The organism is Methylophilaceae bacterium, assembly GCA_018398995.1.
Classification (GTDB): Bacteria; Pseudomonadota; Gammaproteobacteria; order Burkholderiales; family Methylophilaceae.
On record CP073759.1, the window covers coordinates 673408 to 696358 of the forward strand.

Below are 22951 nucleotides of genomic sequence, written 5' to 3' on the forward strand. Positions count from 1 at the left end.
TTTAACATATTTGGTCTATTTTTCAGGATGGACTAAAAAAGATTAACTAACTCAAATAAATAAAAATAATGAAAATTAACACCATCAAACAAGCATCAATGACGCAAAGTTTTGCGTCATTTAAGATGACTACTTTACGTTAGCGCCATGATAACTCCTCCGACTGACCGACTTCATAAATTTATTGCAATTGCAGGAGTTGCATTGATACTTATTGGTGTTACTTATCCAATAGAAAAGTATAACGAGTCGGAGCTGGCACGAATTAATGCATTAGAAAAAACGGATGAAACAAAGTTTGCTCAACTACGCTTTGCGCAGAAGGTGAAAGAAGAAAAAGCCATAATGAGCCGTACCTTTGATTCAAATGGCTTAAAGAAACCTAATGTGTCAGTAGAGCAACTTAGGAAGGCAGCACAGGATTTTTTTAAGCGGGAGCCAGAAGCTAGACAATTAGAAAAAGAAATGAATGACGCGTTAATTCAATACAAAAAACATTTTGAATTAACCAAGCACTATGAGTTTATGAAAAAACTATGGTTTATTATGGGCGCTTTATCCTTAGTAATCGGCATAGTTCTTAGTATTGTTGGGTTTAGACAATGGTTGTCACAACCAAAAGCATCACGCTAACCCATCCATCAAGCGGGACGCCTAACGGCGCCCCTTATCTCGAACGTTAACAATCGTAGCAAGCGTAGCGCGTAATAAGTAGGGCGACAATAAGCGATAGCGCATTGCGCCGTATGCATCTCAATTAAGTTACATTCTGTTTCGCCTCTAGGCGACTCACTTTCTTTTGCTTGTGCCAAAGAAAGTAACCAAAGAAATACACACCCTGCTATCAAGGGCTACGCCTCCCTTGCGTTGCTCAACAAAATAAGCGGCTGCGGAACTCGCCCTAACAGACTACACAAAACGTAGTCTGTCGCGGAGCTCAAACAGTCCTCGCCTTCGTCTTATTTTGTCTGCGCTACTCAGCTTGATAAAAGGGATGTAAGTCAAAACCAACGTAGAAAGTCGTCATTCCCATGTAAATGGGAATCCATTTTGAATTTAAAAAGCACAACATGGATTCCCGCCTTCGCGGGAATGACTGTGTTTGATGTTTGTTCAGTGATGCAATAGTGAAACCTCACGAAGTTTCCGCCCCCTTTAGCCACGCCGAGCAACGGAAGTAAGCAAGGAGGTTTCGTCGAGGACTGTTTGAGCGTAGCGAGTTCCGCAGACGCCTTGCTTGCTGAGTAGCGCAGGGAAACCGAAGGGCGTCTCAACCGACTTGGCGCTTTAGCGCCTAGCGAGGTTGGGGACGACCCTTGCGGTCGAGGCGACGGGGTGTCTTTTTCTTTCCCCTATTTCTTTTGGACAAGCAAAAGAAATAGGGTCGCCGTCGCGCGAAAAGCGACTTGGTAGAAAATTAGCCTAAGCTTACAAAGATTCTCGCAAAAACACCCAATCATCCCCTTTTGACTGCTCCGCACTAAAATAATACCCTTCCCGATCAAACCCTTTAATCGCTTCAGGCTCGGTAATTTTGTGATCAATAATATAGCGGCTCATTAAACCGCGTGCTTTTTTGGCATAGAAGCTGATGATTTTATATTGGTCGTTTTTAGCATCTTTGAAGATTGGGGTAATGATTCTCGCGTTGAGTTGTTTGGTTTTGATGGCTTTAAAATATTCATTAGAGGCTAGATTAATCAACACTTTATCGGCAAATGCTGGTTCTGCGATTAATGCGTTGGTGAGTTCATCACCCCAAAAATCATATAAATCGTTACCTGCTTGATTGGCTAATTTGGTGCCCATTTCTAAGCGATACGGTTGCATATAATCCAATGGTCTTAATACGCCATATAGGCCTGACAAAATGCGCAGATGTTCTTGCGCAAACGCTAAACCAGCTTCATCTAACGTGGTGGCATCTAGCCCTGTATAGACATCGCCATTAAAAGCTAATACAGCTTGCTTGGCGTTATCTGCATTAAATGGTGTTTGCCATGATTGATAGCGGCTGAGATTAAGGCCAGCCAGTTTGTCGCTGAGGCTCATGAGCGACGCGACTTCTTGCACTGATAATGTTTTTAATTGCGTGATAAGTTTGGTTGATTGCGCCAAATAGCGAGGCTGACTCGCCTTATTGGTAACGGGCGGCGTTTCAAAATCTAAATTTTTTGCAGGTGATATAACGAACAACATAAATAGCTAGCTTTCTGTTTGTGTGATACATCATCAAATGGATGAATCTTATTTATGATTTAAATCATACAACTGTGTGTGTTATTGAGCAATTAGTTGAATCATTAGTTCAGCAATTAAATTTGCGCTTACGCAATATTACGCATTGCGGTATTGTTTTTTATCCGTCACGATTGATTCTGGTCATCATCGAGTAAAGTAATGAAGCTAATTTCAGTCAATATTTCTCAACCAGAACCCATTGAAATCAATGGCGATACGGTCTTAACAGGGATCAATAAACTGCCGCAAACTAAGCGTATTTGGTTAAATAAAATTAACCTTGTTGGCGATGGTCAAGCAGATTTAACTGTGCATGGCGGTGAGTTTCAAGCGGTTTATAGTTACCCTGTTGAGCATTATGCGCATTGGCAACAATGCTTAGCTAAGGATGCATTACCTTATGGCACTTTTGGTGAAAATTTTACTGTTTCTGGTTTATTAGAAACTGATGTTTATGTGGGTGATATGTTTAAAGTGGGCGGCGCGGTGATTCAAGCCACCATGCCCCGTATTCCTTGCTTTAAATTAGCCAATAAGCTGAATAATACCGCCATTATCAAAGACTTTTTATGGAGTGGTTACAGCGGTTTTTATCACAAGGTGATTGAAGAAGGCGAAGTGGGCGCGGGTGATGAGATTACTTTATTAGCGCGTGAGGCAGATAGTATCAGCATTCGAGCAGCGTTGGGTCTTTATAAGCTCAACGAAGGCGATGCCAATGCATTGTCGCATGCGCTTACAATTAAGAGTTTGGCGCCCTTGTTTGTTGATGCTTTTAGCGAACGTTTGGCCAAATTAGATGCTGACGGAAAAGGAGATACAACGTAATATCAGCGTTTTAATTGTTAAGCATGTTTTATGCAAAATATCGGTCTTTATATTATTGGCGATGAAATACTCTCTGGCAAACGCAAAGATGCTCATTTGAGCAAGATGATTGAATTACTCACTGCGCGTGGTTTGCAACTCAGCTGGGCACATTTTTTAGGCGATGTTCCAGATCAAATTACCCTCTTATTAGAAGCCAGCATGGCACGCGGTGATATTGCGTTTAGCTTTGGTGGCATTGGTGCTACGCCAGATGATTACACCAGACAATGTGCAGCAAAGGCGGCTGGCGTTCCGATTGAGCGACATCAAGATGCAGTTGCGAATATTGAAGCGCAATATGGCGAAAGCGCTTATCCGAAGCGGGTATTGATGGCAGACTTTCCAAAAGGTGCAGATTTAATCCCCAACCCAGTGAACCGAGTGGCTGGTTTTAGTATTAACGAGCATTACTTTGTACCTGGCTTTCCTGAAATGGGTCATCCAATGGTGGAATGGGTGCTAGACAAATACTATCAACACTTGTTTCACAAACGAGATTATATTGAAGCCTCTATTTTGGTGACAGAGGTTGGCGAGAGTGATTTAATTGATTTTATGAATGCCATGCTTGCCAAATACCCTCAATTGAAGCTATTTAGCTTACCCAAAAGCGGTCAACGCAGAACAACCGAACTGGGCATAAAAGGTGAAACTGTTTTAGTCAACCAAGCGATAATAGACTTAAAAGCAGGTATAACGGCTTTGGGTTATCCATGGCTTGATATTTAGTTAACTGAATTATGTGGCGCTTTCAATCACAACAATCAACACGCTTACCAATTGTTTTATCATCGTCATGCGCCAAGATATAATATTGCCTCAGCCATTAGTGAGCAACATAAAATTTTATGCATTGTAGGCCAAATTGCGGCGCTTGCTGTATTGCGCCCAGTATCAATAGTCCCATTCCTGGCATGCCGAACGGCAAGCCTGCGGGGGTGCGTTGCATACAACTCGATGCGCAGAATCGATGTCTGATTTTTGGTAAGCCTGAGCGTCCTGCTTTTTGCGCTGGCTTACAAGCGAGCATAGAAATGTGTGGTGAAGACCATTTAAAAAACCCGAAAGAACATGCCATGGTTTGGCTAAGCCAGTTAGAAATTCTGACTAAACCTTTATGAATATGCAGTTTCACGCATGAAAAACACGGCAATCAGGCTAATGCCCGCCATGGCTGACGTATAAAATCCAACCCAAGCGATGCCACCTTGCATCACCAACCATTGTGAAATAGTTGGCGCAAACGAGGCGCCAAAAATACCACCTAATTGATAAGCTAAACCAGCGCCACTATAGCGAACGGCAACAGGAAATTGCTCGGGCAAAAATGCCCCCATTGGGGCAAACGTTGCGCCCATTAAAAACAAGGCGAGCGATAAAAAAAGCGTTATGGTAATCACCGAACCGCCCATCAACGGGTTCATCGCAAACCCAGCAAACAGCGCAAGCGCACTACTGACCATCAAGACAGGGCGACGACCAAACTGATCTGATAAGCGTGCCGAAATAGGCGTCGCTAAGGTCATGAATAATACGGCGACACACAACATGATTAAAAAGTCTGGTCTTGTTATACCAAGCTCCTGCGTGCCATAACTCAAACAAAATACGGTAGCGGTATAAAATAAGTGATAACACACCACCATGGCAAACGCACCTAATAGTATTGGCTTAAGGTGGTTTTTTAATAAGGGTTTAAGTGGCATGCGATGTGTGGCTTGCTGAGCTAATGCTTGTGCAAAAATAGGCGTTTCTGCCAATTTGAATCGAACATATAAACCAACAACAACCAGCAATGCGCTGGCAATAAAAGGTAAACGCCAGCCCCATGCCTTAAATTCTGCATCGGTCAAAAAAAAGGAAAGACCCAAAAAGGTTAAGGTTGCCAATAAAAAACCAACTGAAGGACCTAATTGCGGAAACATACCAAACCAGCCACGTTTGCCTTCTGGTGCATGTTCAGTTGCCAACAAGGCTGCACCGCCCCACTCACCCCCCAAACCAATACCTTGGCCTATTCGCAACAAACATAACAACACCGGCGCCCAAATACCGATCATCGCATAGCCTGGTAATAGGCCAATCAGCAACGTTGAAACACCCATCACTAATAGCGAAGCAGCGAGGGTTACTTTGCGCCCAACTTTATCGCCAAAATGGCCAAACAGAATGGCGCCAAATGGCCGCGCAATAAAAGCTATGCCAAATGTGAGAAATGCATTTAAGGTTTGTACCGCAGGATCACTTGTCGGAAAAAATACTTGGCCAATAACCAAAGCAGCAGCCATTGCATAAATATAGAAATCATAAAACTCAATGGCTGTACCAATAAAGCTAGCAAAAGCAATTGTGGTAGTCGATGTTTTTTGCATGATGCTCATCATAAACCGATTTATGGGTAAATGATTAAATAGCCGTTATTTTGCTACTTGGTTGGTTACCACATTGTCACTGCTAGCATCTTGCGTGATACTACCTTGCCAACCACCACCCAAGGCTTTGAATACATCAACTGTTGCATTGAGTGTATTTTGTCGACTCTGTACAAAGCTTTGTGCGGCTTCAATATGACTGCGCTGCGCTTCCAATACATCTAAATAGCTCGAGTAACCTGCTTGATAGCGGTTTCTTGCAACCGCTAACATGGCTTGTGTAGTCTCTTTTTTAGAATCGGCAATGTTCTCAATCGTATGATATTGTCTTAAATTAACTAAAGCATCATTCACTTCTTTAAAGGCAGTTGACACGGCACTTATGTAGGCCTGCAAAGCTTGCTTTTGTCTTGCGCTCGCTTGGTCAACACGTGAGGATAGTATACCGCCGTTAAAAATGGGTAAATTCAAGCCGAGTCCATAAGACCAAATGCGTGATGCGGACTTCAAAATATCGCCTAGGGCAAAGCTTTCACCACCAAAACTACTCGTCAATGAAATACTAGGATATAAAGCCGCTTTTGCTGCACCCATTCTTGCATTGGCCGCAATCATCTCTTGCTCAGCCTGTCTGACATCAGGCCGATTTTCTAACAAGGATGAGGGCACACCAACCGGCGGTATTGGCGGCATTGGCAAACTGGCTAAGCTGGCTTCATCGAGATTGACTTCTTCTAATGTCAATATATTCAACACATGTTCGGTCAATTTTCTAAGACGTATCGTCTCTTGCTCTTGTAACAATAAATCATCACGCACTAAGGAAGCTTGCTGCACATCCAATATCGAAACAATGCCGCCCTCTTGTCTGCGTTTAGCCAACGCCAAGCTTTCTTCACTGATGCTGAGATTTTCTCTGACATTGGTGAGTTGCGAGTCTAAACTACGCAGATTTAAATAACTATTAACCACTAAACTTTCGGTAGACAGTTTTATCATCTCTTTTGCATATTGAGTCGATAAAAAATTGGCTCGTGCTGCTTCTTTTGTGCGTTTAAATTTACCCCAAAAATCTAACTCAAATGATGCTCTAAACGATAAATTATAGTTTTCGCGCGGGTTCGGTCCAAATGGCGGAAAAAAACCTGTCTCCGTTACACGATTACGCACACCATCAGCGCCTAAATCAACCGTTGGTAATAAAGCAGCACCAGCTTCACGCATTTGGGCATCCGCCTCTTCAATACGTGCAACCGCAGCTTGAATATTACTGTTGTTTTGAATGGCTTTTTCAACCAGCGCATTGAGTTGTGGATCTTGATACAAAATCCACCACGCACTGGGGATTGCATCTAACTTTGCCAGATCGCTTGGCAACGCCGTTTGCGCATCACCGTAACTATCTGGCAAAGCAAACAAATGTGGTCGCTCATCATCGATACCTAACAATGCACATCCAGATAAACCAGTTAACAAAGCGACTACCATCAACATATTCAAATATCGTTTCATCATGTGCTCTTTTCTTCCGTTTCAATATGGCCATGATGACGAATGTGTTTCGTATTCGTGAGCCAGGTGAAGAACAATGGGATAAAAATAGTAGCAATAAAGGTTGCAAGAATCATACCGCCAAACACACCCGTTCCCATTGATTGTCGAGCTGCTGCGCCAGCGCCCGTGGCAATGACCAAAGGCACAATGCCCAATACAAATGCCATAGAGGTCATCACAATCGGCCTAAATCTGAGTCTAGCCGCTTCTAAGGCCGCCTGACCTAATGGCATACCCTCCTCCATTTTCTGGCTGGCAAACTCAACAATTAAAATAGCATTTTTTGCAGCCAACCCAATGAGGGTAATCATGCCAATTTGAAAGTAAATATCATTAGGCATCCCCCTAAATAACACGGCCAAGAGTGCGCCAGTTAAAGCAAAAGGAACAGCCATAATCACAGCAAGCGGCAGCGCCCATGTTTCAAACTGTGCTGCCAAGATTAAAAACACCATCACAATAGCAAAGCCAAAAGCAAGCATTGCTGCATTGCCTGTGCGTTTTTCTTGATAAGCTTGTCCTGTCCAAGCAATTTTATAACCGTCGGGTAAACTCTCTTTTGCAATACGCTCAACAGCCTTAATCGAATCTCCTGAGCTGACACCTGGCGCACCACTACCAAATACTTTGGCTGATAACAAGCCGTTATAGCGCTCCAATTGCTCCGCTCCAACCACGTTTTTTACTATACTCAACGCAGATAGCGGAATCATATTGCCCGTTGGGCTATCTGCCGTTGGCTGGCTTCTAATATACACCTTACCTAAGTCTTCTGGTTGCATCCTAAATTCAGGTTCTGCTTGTAATTGCACACGATATGTACGCCCATTTTTATTGAAATCATTCACATAGAATTGACCCATCGTACTTTGTAATGTGGTGTAAATGTCGGCAATATTGACATTGAGAGAGATTGCTTTTGCTTCATCTACCTCAATTTTTAGTTGCGGAACGGTAGGCCGAAAAAAACTGTTCAAGCCAGTGAGTGAAGGCTCTTCACGCATTGCTTCGATAAAATTATTCATCACCTGTGCCAATTTAATAGGATCGGAGTCTCGTTGACTTTGCACATAGACCTCAAAGCCGCCTGCCGAACCTAAGCCCCGAATGGCTGGCGGATTGACCGCAAAGCCCATACCGTCTGGTTGCTGCATGCCAATTCCTGTTACTTTTGCCACCATATCATCTGCACTTGCAGCACGCTCATCCCAATCTTTCATTCGCACAAACATCGTGGCAGCATTGGTTTTATTGGCACCTGTAAATAGTTCAAATCCGTTAATGGCAAACTCAGAAGCGACCGCTGTATCTTGTGCGACGATTGCACGAATATCTTCTGTTGTTTTGGTTGTCCTACTTAATGTTGCATTATCAGGCATCACAACTACGGTAATAATATAACCTTGATCTTCTGGTGGTACTAAACTACCTGGCACAATGCGGAATAACACGACCATAGCTAAAATAAAGCCGCCAAAGGCAATTGCGCCGATGATTTTATGGCGCAAGGTGATTGCAACAATGTCAGTATAAAAGCGCGTTAATCGGTTAAATCCACTATTAAACTTTCTAAAAAAAGCATTTTCTTGATCATGTGATTTTTTTAAAATCAAGGCACAAAGTGCTGGGGTCAATGTTAATGCAACCACCCCTGAAATAACCACCGCAATAGCCACCGTTATCGCAAATTGACGATATAGCTGCCCGGCTATGCCGCCTTGAAATGCAACTGGCACAAACACCGCACACAGCACCAGCACAATCGCAATCACCGCTGCAGAAACTTGTCCGATTGACTTAATAGCGGCAGGTAAAGGGTCTAAACCTTCCTCTCGCATCAGTCTTTCCGTATTCTCAAGCACCACAATCGCATCATCTACCACAATACCAATGGCTAAAATCATGGCAAACAATGTTAATAAATTGATAGAAAAACCAAATAGATAAAGACCAGCAAAAGTACCAATTAAGGAAATCGGCACTGCAATAATAGGTATAAGCGTTGCCCGCCAACTCTGCAAGAAGAGAAATACCACCAACACAACCAATACCAGGGCTTCACCAAAAGTATGCATGACCTCGTCGATAGTTGAGCTCACAAAATCACTGGTGTCGTAGGGGATAGCATATGTCATGCCTTCTGGGAAATTTTCTTGCAACTCATTTAATTTTTCTTTGATGGCTTTTGCGGTATCCAGTGCATTAGCACCACTTTGTAAGAAAACAAGAATAGCAACCCCAGTTTGACCATTTAGCGCAGAAGAAGCGTTATAAGTCTGCGCACCCAGCTCAATTCGCGCCACATCTTTCAGATACAAAATGCCATTTGGCCCATCTGCACGAATAATAATATTGCCAAATTCTGCTGGGTCAACTAAACGACCCTTTGCCGTGACGGTATAAATCAACTGCTGTGTTTTGGGGGCAGGATCTTGCCCAATTTTACCAGCAGCATATTGATTATTTTGTGAACCAATGGCCGCCGCAATATCGCTGGTACTCACCCCTAATTGTGCCATGCGGTCTGGTCTTAACCAGATGCGCATTGCGTAATCTTGACCGCCCACAATATTTGCCGTGCCCACACCCTTAATACGTTTTAACTCATCCAACACATTCAAGGTGCCATAATTGCTCAGATACAGCCTGTCATGCTTTTCGTTGGTTGATGTCAACATAGCCGCCATCAAAATATCATTTGATTTTTTCTGAACGATTAAGCCATTTCGTCTGACTTCGTCAGGTAAACGTGGTGTGGCAATATTCACACGATTACTGACATTAAAAGTGGCTTGATCAATATCAGTACCGATATCAAATGTCGCTGTAATCACTAAAGTACCACTGGAATCTGCGCTAGAATTAAAGTACAACAGATCATCAATGCCACTCAACTGCTCTTCTATCGGCGCAGCCACCGTTTTAGAAAGTGTATCTGCGCTAGCCCCTGGATAGCTTGCCGTAATTTGCACTGTTGGCGGTGCAATTTCTGGGTACTGCGCTATTGGTAACTGAAAGGCCGCCGCCAAACCGGACAGCACAATAATAATCGACAGGACTGAGGCAAATATTGGCCTAGTGATAAAAAACTTGGTCATCGTCTATTTACCTATCTCTAACTGACGTTGCTTGAATCAGATTGGCTGTCTATGACAGTGTTATCTTGTTGTATTGTAGGCATCACTGGGGCCCCAGGTCTCAATTTAATTAAATGATCAATGATGACCTGATCACCCACTTTCAAACCACCCAATACAACCCAGTCTTGTCCTTGCCAACTGCCCACTTCGATAGGCGTGATAGTTGCCTTTACTTTGCCATCTTTGTCTTTCGCAGCAACAAATACAAATTTACCTTGCTCTCCAGTCATCACCGCTGTTTGCGGGATTAAAAACACCCCTTCTTTTTCACCGGTTGTGATTTTTACTCTCACAAATTGACCAGGAATGAGCTTTTTATCGGCGTTTTTAAACTCAGCCCGTAATTGCTGCGTACCCAATGCTGGATCGATATTGCTGGCCGAAAAATTGAGTGTACCCGACTCAGTATATACAGAACCATCGGGCAAAATCACATTAATATTTTTGATCGTATCACTCGTTAATATCCCACCGAGTTGTTTTAGTTCGAAATCAGATAAACTAAAACGCACCCATATTGGTGAAGTTTGCACGATTGTCGTCAATAAGCTGGTGTTTGCATTGACTAAAGCCCCTTCTGAAAACAAGAATCGACCAGCAATACCACTGACTGGTGCAATGACTTTGGCATAAGATAAGTTTAATTCCGCCTCATGTAAAACAGCATTAGATTCTTGTAAACTTGCATGCGCCATAGCCACATCAGAAACGGCGTTGTCATATTCACGCTGACTAATTGATTTGGTTGACAATAAAGACTTCAAACGCGCTGCTTCTCGCTGCGTTTGAGTTAAGCGTGCTTTTTTATTGGCCTGTTGTGCTTTTGCTTGAGATACTGCCAATTGAAATGGAACTGGGTCAATTTGAAACATGGCTTGCCCGGCCTTTATTTCAACACCTTCTTCAAACAGCTTTTTCAACAATATGCCGCCAACGCGCGGTCTAATTTCAACTTGTTTTGCGCCTTCTGTCTGCGCAACTGCTTCCGTACTAATCGGCACGGTTGTCGGCTGCACCTTTAACACACTCACTGGCATAGGCGGCATTCCAGCACTCCCATTAGCCCCTTCTTTTTCGCAAGCCATTACTAACAAGCTCAATAGTATTGTGAACATTATGTTCAGATATTGATTATTCATATTCACCATGAGGAGATCCCTATTGCTATGCTTTTGAAGTATAATTCTTGATTACATACAAGAATGAATGTATATTATATACAAACATGAATGTATGTAAATAGGTTTAACAAAAGATTCATTAAACAATATGGCACGCAAAACAAAAGAAGATGCAAATATTACCCGTCAGCAAATTATTGATGCTGCACGCGAGGTTTTTTTAAGTAAAGGTGTCAGCAAAACCAGTTTAGAGCAAATTGCCACACGTGCTGGTGTCACACGCGGCGCAGTGTATTGGCACTTCAAAAATAAAACTGAGTTATTTCATGCTATGCGTGATCAAGTGCTATTACCACTCATTGATAGTCTAGACGATACGCTATTGACTACCGAAGATCCCACCTCTTCTTCTACCGATCCCTTAAGTGCGATTGAAAGCTTTCTGCAAAACACAATACAAAAGCTCAATGAGCACCAAGCAACGCGCGAAACTTATGAAATCATGATGTCAAAATGTGAGTATGTTGATGATTTTGAAGATGTATTGCAACAAATACTCAATAACTGTTCACATATTATCGTCAAGCTAGAGCAAGCCTATTTAAATGCACAGCATCAAGGATTAATCAGCGATCTGCATAGCGCCAATCAATTGGCAATGGATACCCATTTATTTTTCTCAGGGCTATTACATATGTGGGTAAAAGACACACATGGCACAAGATTTAGGAACCAAGCAGCAACACTCATCAGCACGCATATTAACCTACGTAAACAGTAATATTCTGCAATCCGGTATTGACTCGTCTTTTAATCAAAAGTTAATCACAAGCAATCACAAGCGAAATTGGAGAATTTCGCCAACGATGATGACTATTTTGGTTCCCTATCAATCAAATTGCGTATAAAATAAGCAACCTTTATTAAATAAAGGTTTTATTACAGATAAAGTCTTATGCAAATTGGTCACCATATTCTAAAAAACAACTTAATTGTCGCGCCAATGGCTGGCGTCACTGATAGGCCTTTCCGCCAGTTGTGCAAAAAGATGGGCGCCGGTTTAGCGGTATCTGAAATGGTAACCTCTAACTCATTGCTTTATGGCAGTGAAAAAACCCTTAGACGCGCAAATCATGAAGGTGAAGTTGACCCTATTTCTGTCCAAATCGCAGGGGCAGATCCAGCCATGATGGCGGAAGCGGCTAAGCACAATGTAGATAATGGCGCGCAAATTATTGATATCAATATGGGGTGTCCAGCTAAAAAAATATGTAACGTGATGGCAGGTTCAGCATTGTTGAAAGATGAGCCACTTGTTGCACAAATTCTAAAAGCGGTTGTGAATGCGGTCAATGTCCCGGTTACGCTTAAAATTAGGACAGGCTGGGACAAAGACAATCGTAATGCTATCCAAATTGCAAAAATGGCCGAAGATATTGGCATTCAAGCATTAGCCATGCATGGTCGAACTCGTGCCTGTTTGTATAAAGGCGATGCTGAGTACGATACGATTGCTGCAGTCAAACAAGCGATTCATATCCCACTGATTGCCAATGGCGATATTACAACGCCAGAAAAAGCCAAATATGTATTGGATTATACTGGCGCAGATGCGGTGATGATTGGTCGAGCAGCACAAGGCAGACCATGGATATTTCGTGAAATTGAACATTATTTACTCACTGGCACACACTTGTTGCCACCAACAGTAGATGAAATTCATACTGTTATGCTAGAGCATCTGCATGATTTATATGCCTTTTATGGTGAATTAACTGGCATGCGCATTGCACGCAAGCACATTTCTTGGTATACAAAAGGTTTATCAGGCTCAGCGGCGTTTCGCCATCATATGAATACGTTAGAGACAACCGATTTACAAATCCAATCGATTAGTGACTTTTTTACAGAGCTGAAAACAAAAAATGAACGCTTGGTTTATGAAGAAGCGTTTGATAGTAGTCAATCACCTGAGGCAGTGGCTGCATAATGAGTAAAGACTGCAGACTAAGCCAGGCAATTTTAGCGTCATTAGATGACTATTTTGTACATTTGGATGGACAGCCACCGCATGCAATTTATGACATGGTGCTTGGTTGTGTTGAGCAGCCGATGCTGGAATATATTCTAAATAAAGTGGGTGGCAACCAAAGTAAGGCAGCAGAAATGCTGGGCATCAATCGCAATACTTTACGTAAAAAAATGGCATTATATAACTTAAGCTAAGCTTTATTTATCTTAGGTATAGCTGGTGATGGCCACCAATAAAACAGAATACTTGTTTACAATCTGTTCAAATTACTCAAATCAACACTATTTAAATTAAAATCATGGCAATTATTAAACGAGCTCTCATTAGCGTTTCAGACAAATCAGGCATTGTTGAATTAGCGCAACACCTGCACAAATTAGATATCGAAATTCTCTCAACTGGCGGCACCGCTAAACTGTTTCGTGAAAATAATATTCCCGTTATCGAAGTGAGTGACTACACAGGCTTTCCTGAAATGTTAGACGGCCGCGTAAAAACGCTGCATCCTAAAGTGCACGGCGGCTTGTTGGGTCGTCGTGATTTGCCCGAACATGTAAACACAATGCAGGAATCAGATATTCCTAATATTGATATGCTGGTCGTTAATCTATACCCGTTTGAAGCAACCGTTGCCAAGTCAGATTGCAAACTAGAAGATGCGATTGAAAATATCGATATCGGCGGCCCAGCCATGTTGCGCTCAGCTGCGAAAAACTGGAAAGATGTAGCGGTATTAACCGATGCCAGCCAATATAGCGCAGTGATTGACGAGCTAATTAGTCATCATGGCCAGCTTTCAGAAAAAACCACTTTTGCACTGTCAGTTGCTGCTTTTAATCGCGTGAGTAATTATGATGGTGCGATCAGTGATTATCTTTCCAGCTTCAATGAAGATGGTTCACGTAATCCGTATCCTGCGCAAATAAATAGTCGTTTTACCAAAGTGCAAGATTTACGTTATGGTGAAAATCCACATCAAACTGCTGCTTTTTATCAAGATCAACATCCAGCACCGGGCTCTCTTGTTACCGCGGAACAACTTCAAGGTAAAGAACTGAGTTATAACAATATTGCTGATGCGGATGCCGCTTGGGAAACAGTCAAAGCATTTAATAGCAATGCTTGTGTCATTGTTAAACATGCCAATCCATGTGGTGTCGCACTGGGGGCAACTGCATTGGAAGCTTATACCAAAGCATTTAAAACAGACCCAACTTCTGCTTTTGGTGGCATTATCGCTTTCAATATGCCTGTTGACAAAGCGGCTGCCGAAGTGATTGCGCAACAGTTTTTAGAAGTCTTAATTGCACCAGCATATAGCGCTGAGGCTCTGGCTATTTTCAGTACCAAAAAAAATGTGCGCGTGTTAAAAATTGCCTTGCCAACTGGGGGTAATACGCCTTGGGAACAAGGTCGTAACTCGCATGATACAAAACGTGTTGGCTCCGGCCTGCTGGTACAAACAGCTGATATTCATCAAATTCAAATGACTGATTTAACGATTGTGACAAAAAAACAACCCTCACCAGCGCAAATGCAAGACTTATTATTTGCTTGGAATGTGGCGCAATATGTTAAATCAAATGCCATTGTTTTCTGCGGTGATGGCATGACACTTGGTGTGGGTGCAGGTCAAATGAGCCGTGTTGATAGTACCAAAATTGCGGCAATTAAAGCCGAACACGCCGGGCTTAGTTTACAAGGGTCAGTAGTTGCATCCGATGCGTTCTTCCCCTTCCGTGACGGTGTCGATGTATTAGCAGATGCTGGTGCGAGCTGTGTCATTCAGCCAGGTGGTAGCATGCGGGATGACGAGGTGATTGCTGCAGCCGATGAGCGTGGATTAGCCATGGTGCTGACTGGTATTCGCCACTTCCGTCATTGATTAAGTGGCTTTACATAAGGAATAATAATGAAAGTATTAGTGATTGGTGGCGGCGGTCGTGAGCATGCTTTAGCATGGAAAATTTCACAAAATAAGGCAGTTAGCCTTACTTATGTTGCACCAGGCAATGCAGGAACAGCAACCAATCCAGATATGGTCAATGTGCCAATGACCAAGGTTGATGATTTGGTGCAGTTTGCGCAGAATGAAAAAATTGCCCTTACTGTGGTCGGTCCAGAAGCCCCGCTTAGCCAAGGTGTGGTCGATGCTTTTAGAGCTAAAGGGCTTAAGATTTTTGGCCCAACGCAAGCAGCGGCACAATTAGAATCATCAAAAGATTTTTCTAAAGCTTTTATGGTACGTCACAGTATCCCGACTGCCACCTATGAAACGTTTTCTGACATCAAAGCGGCGCACGCATATATTGAGCAACAAGGCGCCCCAATTGTGGTGAAAGCAGACGGTTTAGCCGCTGGAAAAGGCGTTGTGGTTGCGATGACATTAGACGAAGCGCATGCAGCCGTTGACATGATGTTAGGCGACAATACCTTTGGCGATGCTGGTGCACGTGTCGTTATTGAAGAGTTTTTAACGGGTGAAGAAGCCAGTTTTATGGTGATGGTCGATGGTAAAAATATTTTGGCACTCGCTACCAGTCAAGATCATAAACGTTTATTGAATGCAGACCAAGGACCTAATACTGGTGGCATGGGGGCCTATTCCCCAGCACCTGTTGTTACGCCAGAAATTCATGCCCGCGCTATGCGCGAGGTGATTAAACCAACGGTTGAGGGTATGGCGAAAGATGGCATCCCTTATACTGGTTTTTTATATGCAGGCTTAATGATTAGTCCCAATGGTCAGATTAAAACGTTAGAGTTTAACTGCCGCATGGGCGATCCCGAAACCCAACCCATTTTGATGCGTTTAAAATCCGATTTACTAAGCTTGCTGCAACACGGGGTCAATGGCACACTAGACCAAGCTGAAACAGTATGGGATAGGCGTTTTGGCTTAGGTGTGGTCATGGCCAGCGCAAATTATCCGGCCAAACCAAGATTGGGTGACGAAATTATCGGTCTTCCAAAAAACGTAGATGATGCTTATGTTTTTCATGCAGGCACAACACTGAACGGCGGTAAAGTTGTCACGAGTGGTGGCCGTGTGCTCTGTGTAACCGCACTTGGCGAAACCGTTAAGTTTGCACAAAAAAAAGCATATCAGATTATCGAGGATATTCATTTTGACGGCGCACAGTACCGAGCAGATATTGGTTATCGCGCACTAAAAGGATAATCTCACTATATGAGCAATGTTAATACACAAGCGGTTTTAGACTATCTGCAAGGGTTGCAAGCACGGATTATTGAATCGGTGGAACTCGTCGATGGTAAAACTTTTTTGCATGATGGCTGGCAGCGACCAGAAGGTGGTGGTGGCAATTCCTGCATGTTGGAAGAAGGCAATGTATTTGAACGGGCTGGCATTGGGTTTTCGCATGTATTGGGCAATAAATTACCGCCAGCTGCCAGTGTTGCACATCCTGAAGCAGCAGGTCGGCCTTGGGAAGCAGTTGGCGTTTCATTGGTGTTCCACCCGCGCAACCCATACGTACCCACTGTTCACATGAATGTCAGATTCTTTATGGCAAAAGCACAGCATGCACACCAAGAGGATATTTGGTGGTTTGGTGGCGGTATGGATCTAACGCCCTATTATGGCAATGAAGAAGACTGTGTGCATTTTCACCGCGTCAACAAAGAAGCGTTAGCTCCATTTGGCGAGACCCTTTATCCAACACTCAAAAAAGAATGTGATGCGTACTTTTATCTCAAACATCGCAAAGAACCGCGTGGTATCGGCGGCATTTTCTTTGATGACTTCAATCATTTAGGTTTTGACAAAAGCTTTGCCATGTTACGTGCGGTTGGCGATGCATTTACCCAAGCCTATTTACCGATTGTGCAACGTCGCAAAGACATGGTATATGGAGAACGCGAACGTGACTTCCAAGCTTATCGTCGCGGCCGCTATGTAGAATTTAATCTCATTCTTGACCGCGGTACTATTTTTGGCTTGCAATCCAATGGCCGTACGGAATCTATCTTACTCTCGATGCCGCCTATCGTGAAATGGCGCTACGATTGGAAACCAGAAATGGGCAGCGCCGAGGCAAAGTTATATACTGATTTCTTAATTGCTAAAGAGTGGGCATAATCCATGAGCGTATCAAATGAGGCAACCAAGCATGCACAAGATTTACTTGACTTTATTGATGCAAGTCCAAGCCCATGGCATGCCGTTTCAACGATTGCAGCCACGCTCAGAAAAAATGGTTTTAGGCCTTTACTAGAAGACCAACACTGGGACTTTGGCAAGCGTGGTAAGTACTATGTCGTGCGTGATGGCGCTTCGATTATTGCTTTTATATTAGGACAAAAACCCATTACAGAAGCTGGATTCAAGATAGTGGGCGCTCACACCGACTCGCCAGGTCTACGCTTAAAACCCAAAGCCGCTTACAGCACTGAAGGGATCGCTCAACTCGGCGTTGAAGTCTATGGCGGCCCAATTCTAGCAAGCTTTACTGATAGAGATTTAAGTATTGCAGGACGTGTGATTGTGCGTAATGGCGAGGTGTTAGAAGTGCATACCGTGCGCCTCAATCAATCAGTCGTACGCTTGCCCAATTTAGCGATACACATGAACCGAGAGGTAAATGAAAAAGGCTTATTGTTAAATAAGCAAACTGGCTTACCTTTAATTTTTGGCTTTGCAAGTGATAGTGCAGAAGCGCATAGCCAACTCAGTCAAGCATTAGCTAATGCGTTAAACATAAAGCCAGATGCTATATTAACTTGGGATTTACATGTCTACGACACCCAAAAAGGTAGTTTATGGGGTGCTAAACAAGAGTTTATCGCCAATAGCCAACTCGATAATTTAGCCTCTTGTCATGCGGCAATGACCGCACTCATGGCAATTGAAAACCCTGCATCAACCAGCATATGTGCTTTTTTTGATCATGAAGAAGTTGGTAGTGAAAGTGCAACTGGGGCAAGTGGTAGCTTTATGCGTGATGTATTAAACCGTATATGTTTATATTTTACAGATAGTGAAGAAGATCGTTTACGTAGCTATGCCAAAAGCTTTTTGATTAGTGCTGATATGGCGCATGCTTATCATCCCAATCATCCAAGCGCTTATGAACCACATCACCATGCCCAAGTTAATCAAGGGCCAGTGATTAAAACCAATAGTAACCAGCGTTACAGCACTAATGCAGATACAGCTGCACGCTTTATTCAATTATGTAAAAAAGCCAATGTACCTTATCAACAATATAGCCATCGCACTGATTTAGGTTGTGGCAGCACCATTGGGCCAACACTAGCCGCACAGCTTGGCATGCCCACTGTCGATGTTGGTAACCCGATGTGGGCCATGCACAGCGTCCGTGAAAGTGCCGGCGCGATTGATCATGGCTATATGATTGCGGTATTAAAACAGCACTTTCAATCTTAAGTATTGCCCGCCTCACAAAGCATGGTCATTTATGGCTATAATCAAGGCTAAGGGGAAATAAAATGCAACAAATAGAAACACTCGTTTCAACGCTCTCTGGAATCATATGGGGACCCATCATGCTAACCTTACTCGTTGGCACAGGCTTGTATCTGACGATACTATTAAAAGGGATACAATTTCGCGTCTTACCACATGCTTTTCGTCTTATATTTAAAAAAGAAACACATGAAGAAGGTGATATCAGCCATTTTGCAGCGTTAATGACAGCACTAGCAGCAACGGTCGGTATTGGCAATATTGTCGGTGTCGCGACAGCGATTACATTCGGTGGGCCAGGTGCTGTGTTTTGGATGTGGGTCACAGGCCTTGTTGGCATGGCAACGAAATATAGTGAAGCTGTCTTAGCTGTGAAGTATCGCGAAAAAGGCTCTCACGGGATGCGAGGCGGACCGATGTATTATTTAAGCAAAGGGGCTGGCTTACCTTGGCTAGCGACGCTATTTGCAGTTTTCACCGCATGTGCAGCATTTGGCATTGGCAACATGACGCAGGCCAATGCGACTGCAAAAATATTTGAATCCACTTTTCAAATACCAACGCATACGACAGGTATCATACTCACATTGCTGACTGGTTTAGTCATTATTGGCGGTATTAAAACCATCGGCAAATTCACCTCATTCTTGGTGCCTTTTATGATTACTGCTTATGTTGGTTGTAGTATCTGGGTATTAGCTTCACATATAGAGGCGATTCCACATGCATTTGGCTTGATTTTTTATCATGCCTTTAATCCATCAGCAGCAAGTGGTGGTTTTATTGGCGCAACCATTGCCGCAGCAATGCGATATGGTATCGCACGTGGTGTATTTTCTAATGAATCTGGTTTAGGTTCTGCACCTATAGCGGCGGCGGCGGCCCGAACTGACGATCCTGTAAAACAGGCATTAGTGAGTATGACACAAACATTTATTGACACTTTGGTCATTTGTACGATGACTGCTTTAGTCATTCTCACCGCATCAAGCTGGACACAAGGAGTAGACGCTGGTCAACTAACCAGCGCTAGCATGGCTGAAACCTTGGGGGATACAGGGCGTATTATCGTAGGGATTGCCACTGCATTTTTTGCTTTTTCTACGTTAATCGGGTGGAGTTATTATGGAGAAAAAGCCATTGAATATTTGTTTGGTGGCAAAGCCATTAAAATCTACCGTGTCTTTTTTACAGTGGCTGTGATGGTTGGCGCAATGACCAGTTTAGAGTTTGTATGGAACTTCTCTGACATGATGAATGGCTTGATGGCAATTCCCAATCTGATTGGCTTATTACTGCTCTCCAAAATCATCAAGAATGAAACGGAGCGATACTTTACATCCAACAATACATGATAAGGATACTGCAATGTCACATCGTGGCGCGTGGAATAGCCGCTGGTCTTTCATATTAGCCACCACAGGTTCTGCAATTGGTTTAGGCAATATCTGGAAACTACCCTATATGATAGGTGTTAATGGTGGTAGTGCATTTGTATTAATCTACATACTAAGCATTATACTCATTGGTATCCCATTACTCATGACCGAAGTGATGTTAGGTAGGCGCATACATAAAAACCCTATGGACGCAATGAAGCAGTTAGCAAAACAATCAAACTGTTCAAATGCTTGGCAATATGTTGGCACTATGGGCATGTTTACTGGTGTATTAATATTGTGTTTTTATAGTGTTATTGGCGGGTGGGTACTCAGCTACATCAGCACTGCTGCACAAGCGGGCTTTGAGCATATGACGCCAACACAATCTAGCGAACAATTTAGCGCCTTACTTGCATCGCCACTCAGACTCCTTTTCTGGCATACGTTGTTTATGGCACTGACAATGGGCATTGTGTCACGTGGCGTTACCTCTGGATTAGAAAAAGCAAACAACTTTCTTATTCCTGCGTTATTTATTATTTTATTGATATTATTGGGCTACAGCATATCAGTTGGCGATATGCAAACTTCCTTTCAATTTTTATTCAAGCCTGACTTTTCAAAAATTACCCCTATTACAGCGTTGGCTGCTATGGGCCATGCCTTTTTCTCGCTTAGCATTGGTATGGGCTCAATCATGGTCTATGGCTCTTACTTAAAACGAGATGTTTCAATTTCTCGTACGTCTATTTATATAGCGATTGCAGATACCTTGCTTGGCTTGTTGGTGGGGCTATCTATCTACGCCTTAGTCTTTGCCAACCATTTAGCACCAGATGCAGGGCCCGGCCTCATTTTTCAAACATTACCGATTGCCTTTGGTCAAATGCCATTGGGTAATTTTTTTGGCGTGCTATTTTTTATATTAGTCGCGTTTGCGGCATCAACTTCTGCCATTTCTTTGGTAGAGCCATCGATTGCCTGGATAGTCGAAAATACCCATATCAACCGTAAAAAAGCCTCTCTACTCTTAGGCATATTTATCTGGACTGTCGGTATCAGCGTCTTACTATCTTTCAACCTTTGGCAGGATGTAGAAATTATTTTTGGCTTAGGTATTTTTGATACTTTAGACAAACTCACAAGCACTATCATGCTACCTTTGGGTGGTTTACTGATGGCTATTTTTGCTGGTTATTTTATGAAAAAACATCACTCTAAAGATGAGCTTGATCTGGGTAGTAACACTTACACCTTATGGCAAATCGCTAATAATATTATTGCGCCAGCAGCCATTTTTGCAGTATTTCTCTACTTGTTTAATGTTATCAAATAATCAAAAAAGCCAGCATTGGCTGGCTTTTTTAAGTCTTACAATCAACTGATAGCGTTAAAGTGACAATATCCACTTAACGATCGTTTGAATATCAGCATCTTTGACTTGCGGACTATTGGCTGGCATTGGCATAGGGCCCCAAACGCCACTACCACCTACTTTAACTTTAGTCACTAATTTGGCCTCTGCAGATTTATCACTTTTATATTTCGCGGCAATATCTTTCAAAGCCGGGCCCAACACTTTTTTATCCACACCGTGGCATGCTAAACAACCACTTTTCTTTGCCAATGCTTCGTTCGCAGCTGCTTGACCAGCCACCATTAACGCACTAACTGTCATTACCATTATTAAAAATGCTTTCATGCTATCTCCTTAAATACTTATAAAGAACCCCAATATTACAAGCCGTATCATACCTATAATTAAAAATTGTTCAATCAATTACACCTGTAACCAACACTTAACGTATGGTGTCAATAAACAGTTGACCCTCTACTCTACTACTCTATTGCCATTACATGGTTTCAACATAATACTCAGCACTCAACACATGCTTACGACTTGGATTAATCACTACCATGTTATCTAAAGCATTGGTGGTTTCAACACAGATTGTTTTACGCCACTCATCACCCGTACCCATATCAGTCATTTGCGCCACTTTCTCTGCCCCGGGGTTCCAAACGACAGTCGTATCACTACCGGATTTTGAAATATGAATAATGCGGTTATAACCTTTATCATGAATAGCACAATCACTGCTATGATCAATATACACACGATCATATTCAGCGCCATCAAAAGTCAATGCATTATGTTCTACATTGCGCTCATATTTAACCCGCTTATCAGCATACACTGAATCCTGTAAGCCTGTAATCTCAATGTTGCCGATATCACTCACATTAAAATAAGTATGAAAAGCTTCACTAATCACAAACGGATGATCGGCTAGGTTAGTGGTAGCTAAATCAACCCGCAAACGACGACCAATGGTAATCACCAAGTTCAGTTCAAAAGGGTATGATAACTGTCTTTTGGTTTCTTCTGTCATTTGCATTGATAGAATAATACGTGTTGCCCCTGTAGGCGTTGCATCTATATCCATCACACGCCATGGGATTACACGTGCAAAACCATGTGGGCAAAAGGTGCTATTTGTTGGATGATTACCAAACCACGGCCAACAAATAGGCACACCTCCACGAATAGATCGGCCTTTAGTATAGCGCGCATTACTCGATAGCCATAACACTGGGTTTGCTAGAAACTTTGGTTGCCAAGCCATCAGATGGGCACCTTGCAAGGCAACTTTGGCTGTTGCCAACGGGTTATCAATTTCTAAGTACTGTAGTCCAGATTCATCTTGTGTCTGATTAACATGTGCATGTAACTTAAGCCGCTTGTGCGTCATTGGTGCAGTTGATAATACGGCAGCCTCTATAGTCATC

The 22951-nt window shown here is 42.9% G+C and carries 20 protein-coding genes; 13 read left to right on the forward strand and 7 right to left on the reverse strand.

The window, feature by feature from the left end; genetic code table 11:
• The first annotated feature begins 147 nt into the window (after positions 1 to 147).
• Positions 148 to 633: a hypothetical protein gene (locus KFB94_03435; protein ID QVL46167.1), complete on the forward strand. Its 486-nt coding sequence runs from the start codon at positions 148 to 150 to the stop codon at positions 631 to 633.
• 795 nt (positions 634 to 1428) lie between these two features.
• Here the strand turns inward: KFB94_03435 and yaaA are convergent.
• Positions 1429 to 2199, reverse strand: coding sequence for a peroxide stress protein YaaA (gene yaaA, locus KFB94_03440; protein ID QVL46168.1), 771 nt, complete (start codon positions 2197 to 2199; stop codon positions 1429 to 1431).
• A gap of 201 nt (positions 2200 to 2400) precedes the next feature.
• Here yaaA and KFB94_03445 point away from each other — a divergent pair, with 201 nt between their 5' ends.
• From KFB94_03445 to KFB94_03455, 3 genes are all read left to right on the forward strand, one after another.
• Positions 2401 to 3069 carry an MOSC domain-containing protein gene (locus KFB94_03445; protein QVL46169.1) on the forward strand — a complete coding sequence of 223 codons (669 nt, stop codon included), beginning with the start codon at positions 2401 to 2403 and terminating at the stop codon, positions 3067 to 3069.
• Positions 3070 to 3099: 30 nt separating this feature from the next.
• Entirely contained in the window at positions 3100 to 3840 is a 741-nt protein-coding gene (locus KFB94_03450; GenBank protein QVL46170.1) for a competence/damage-inducible protein A, read from the forward strand.
• A 119-nt stretch (positions 3841 to 3959) separates the two neighbouring features.
• Complete coding sequence (locus KFB94_03455; protein QVL46171.1) at positions 3960 to 4232, forward strand: YkgJ family cysteine cluster protein; 273 nt, start codon at positions 3960 to 3962, stop codon at positions 4230 to 4232.
• Here KFB94_03455 and KFB94_03460 read toward each other — a convergent pair.
• The 4 genes from KFB94_03460 to KFB94_03475 are packed head-to-tail and all read right to left on the reverse strand — an operon-like array spanning position 4227 to position 11325.
• Positions 4227 to 5483: an MHS family MFS transporter gene (locus KFB94_03460; GenBank protein ID QVL46172.1), complete on the reverse strand. Its 1257-nt coding sequence runs from the start codon at positions 5481 to 5483 to the stop codon at positions 4227 to 4229. The two genes, KFB94_03455 and KFB94_03460, sit on opposite strands and share 6 nt — an antisense overlap.
• A gap of 45 nt (positions 5484 to 5528) precedes the next feature.
• Complete coding sequence (locus KFB94_03465) at positions 5529 to 6998, reverse strand: efflux transporter outer membrane subunit (protein QVL46173.1); 1470 nt, start codon at positions 6996 to 6998, stop codon at positions 5529 to 5531.
• A complete protein-coding gene (locus KFB94_03470) occupies positions 6995 to 10135 on the reverse strand; it encodes a multidrug efflux RND transporter permease subunit (GenBank protein QVL46174.1) in 3141 nt (1046 codons plus the stop codon). Before KFB94_03470 ends, KFB94_03465 begins: the two co-directional genes overlap by 4 nt.
• A 17-nt stretch (positions 10136 to 10152) precedes the next feature.
• A complete protein-coding gene (locus KFB94_03475; GenBank protein ID QVL46175.1) occupies positions 10153 to 11325 on the reverse strand; it encodes an efflux RND transporter periplasmic adaptor subunit in 1173 nt (390 codons plus the stop codon).
• 121 nt (positions 11326 to 11446) lie between these two features.
• On the opposite strand from KFB94_03475, the gene KFB94_03480 reads away from it, so the two are divergent.
• The 9 genes from KFB94_03480 (at position 11447) to KFB94_03520 (ending at position 21497) form a co-directional block, all read left to right on the forward strand.
• Entirely contained in the window at positions 11447 to 12079 is a 633-nt protein-coding gene (locus KFB94_03480; GenBank protein ID QVL46176.1) for a TetR family transcriptional regulator, read from the forward strand.
• Positions 12080 to 12253: 174 nt separating this feature from the next.
• Positions 12254 to 13288, forward strand: coding sequence for a tRNA dihydrouridine synthase DusB (gene dusB, locus KFB94_03485; protein QVL46177.1), 1035 nt, complete (start codon positions 12254 to 12256; stop codon positions 13286 to 13288).
• Positions 13288 to 13524, forward strand: coding sequence for a Fis family transcriptional regulator (locus KFB94_03490; GenBank protein ID QVL46178.1), 237 nt, complete (start codon positions 13288 to 13290; stop codon positions 13522 to 13524). Before dusB ends, KFB94_03490 begins: the two co-directional genes overlap by 1 nt.
• Before the next feature lie 104 nt (positions 13525 to 13628).
• Positions 13629 to 15215, forward strand: a complete 1587-nt coding sequence (gene purH / locus KFB94_03495; protein QVL46179.1) for a bifunctional phosphoribosylaminoimidazolecarboxamide formyltransferase/IMP cyclohydrolase — start codon at positions 13629 to 13631, stop codon at positions 15213 to 15215.
• A 27-nt stretch (positions 15216 to 15242) separates the two neighbouring features.
• The gene (gene purD, locus KFB94_03500; protein QVL46180.1) at positions 15243 to 16511 is read left to right on the forward strand and encodes a phosphoribosylamine--glycine ligase; all 1269 of its coding nucleotides are present in this window, start codon (positions 15243 to 15245) and stop codon (positions 16509 to 16511) included.
• Between the two features lie 9 nt (positions 16512 to 16520).
• On the forward strand, positions 16521 to 17432 hold the full coding sequence (gene hemF, locus KFB94_03505) for an oxygen-dependent coproporphyrinogen oxidase (GenBank protein QVL46181.1): 912 nt from the start codon (positions 16521 to 16523) through the stop codon (positions 17430 to 17432).
• A 3-nt stretch (positions 17433 to 17435) separates the two neighbouring features.
• Positions 17436 to 18740: a M18 family aminopeptidase gene (locus KFB94_03510; GenBank protein ID QVL46182.1), complete on the forward strand. Its 1305-nt coding sequence runs from the start codon at positions 17436 to 17438 to the stop codon at positions 18738 to 18740.
• A gap of 62 nt (positions 18741 to 18802) precedes the next feature.
• On the forward strand, positions 18803 to 20134 hold the full coding sequence (locus tag KFB94_03515) for a sodium:alanine symporter family protein (protein ID QVL46183.1): 1332 nt from the start codon (positions 18803 to 18805) through the stop codon (positions 20132 to 20134).
• Between the two features lie 13 nt (positions 20135 to 20147).
• Positions 20148 to 21497 carry a sodium-dependent transporter gene (locus KFB94_03520; GenBank protein ID QVL46184.1) on the forward strand — a complete coding sequence of 450 codons (1350 nt, stop codon included), beginning with the start codon at positions 20148 to 20150 and terminating at the stop codon, positions 21495 to 21497.
• 54 nt (positions 21498 to 21551) lie between these two features.
• Here KFB94_03520 and KFB94_03525 read toward each other — a convergent pair whose 3' ends face one another.
• Together KFB94_03525 and KFB94_03530 are read right to left on the reverse strand one after the other, a co-directional pair.
• On the reverse strand, positions 21552 to 21863 hold the full coding sequence (locus KFB94_03525; protein QVL46185.1) for a c-type cytochrome: 312 nt from the start codon (positions 21861 to 21863) through the stop codon (positions 21552 to 21554).
• A 151-nt stretch (positions 21864 to 22014) separates the two neighbouring features.
• On the reverse strand, positions 22015 to 22950 hold the full coding sequence (locus KFB94_03530; protein QVL46186.1) for a D-hexose-6-phosphate mutarotase: 936 nt from the start codon (positions 22948 to 22950) through the stop codon (positions 22015 to 22017).
• Between the last annotated feature and the right edge of the window lies 1 nt (position 22951).